This is a genomic window from Arthrobacter sp. ZGTC131 (assembly GCF_002929275.1).
GTDB lineage: Bacteria > Actinomycetota > Actinomycetes > Actinomycetales > Micrococcaceae > Arthrobacter.
This window is the reverse complement of the sequence record NZ_PJIK01000049.1, coordinates 1-1,250: the sequence shown is the minus strand read 5'-3', so window position 1 is coordinate 1,250 and position 1,250 is coordinate 1. Positions and strand designations below refer to the sequence as shown.

Here is a 1,250-nt window from a genome sequence, read left to right as displayed (position 1 = left end):
TCCCTCCTTCACGCGGAGGACAAGGGCTACCACAAGAGCCTGAAACCGCGGCAGATCCAAATGATCGCCATCGGCGGCGCCATCGGCACCGGCCTGTTCCTCGGCGCCGGCGGCCGGCTCAACGCCGCGGGCCCCTCCCTCGTCATCGCGTACGCGGTGTGCGGCTTCTTCGCCTTCCTGATCCTCCGCGCCCTCGGCGAACTGGTCCTGCACCGGCCGTCCTCGGGCTCGTTCGTGTCCTACGCCCGGGAATTCTTCGGCGAGAAGGCCGCGTTCGTCTCCGGCTGGTTCTACTGGATCAACTGGGCCACCACCACCATCGTGGACATCACCGCCGCCGCCCTCTACATGAACTTCTTCGGCAACTACATCCCCTGGATGGCCGCCGTGCCGCAGTGGGCCTGGGCCCTGATCGCCCTCGTCGTCGTCCTCTGCCTGAACCTCGTCTCCGTGAAGGTCTTCGGCGAGATGGAATTCTGGTTCGCCATCATCAAGGTCGCCGCCCTGGTCGCGTTCCTGCTCATCGGCACCTACTTCGTCATCTTCGGCACCCCCGTGGACGGCCAGCAGGTCGGCCTCAGCCTCATCGCCGACAACGGCGGGATCTTCCCCAACGGCCTGCTGCCCATGATCATCCTCATGCAGGGCGTGCTCTTCGCCTACGCCTCGATCGAACTCGTCGGCACCGCCGCCGGCGAGACCGAAAACCCCGAGAAGATCATGCCCAAAGCCATCAACTCCGTGGTCTTCCGCATCGCCGTGTTCTACGTCGGTTCCGTCATCCTCCTCGCCCTCCTGCTGCCCTACACCGCATACGAAAAGGGCGTCAGCCCCTTCGTGACCTTCTTCGGCTCCATCGGCATCCAGGGCGTGGACGTCATCATGAACCTGGTGGTCCTCACCGCCGCCCTGTCCTCCCTCAACGCAGGCCTCTACTCCACCGGCCGCATCCTCCGCTCCATGTCCGTCGCAGGGTCCGCCCCCAAGTTCGCCCAGCGCATGAACAAAGCCGGCGTCCCCTACGGCGGCATCGCCATCACCGCCGGCGTCTCCCTCCTCGGCGTCCCGCTGAACTACCTCGTCCCCTCCCAGGCCTTCGAAATCGTCCTCAACGTCGCCTCCGTGGGCATCATCGTCACCTGGGCCACCATCGTCCTCTGCCAGATGCAGCTCCAGCGCTGGGCGGACAAGGGCTGGCTGAAGCGCCCGTCCTTCCGGATGTTCGGCGCCCCCTACACCGGCTACCTCTC

The 1,250-nt window shown here is 65.8% G+C and carries 1 protein-coding gene; it reads left to right on the top strand.

What is annotated here, in order from left to right:
* The coding region (locus CXQ90_RS21620; protein WP_104141384.1) for an amino acid permease at nt 1-1,250 on the top strand (1,250 nt) is incomplete at both ends.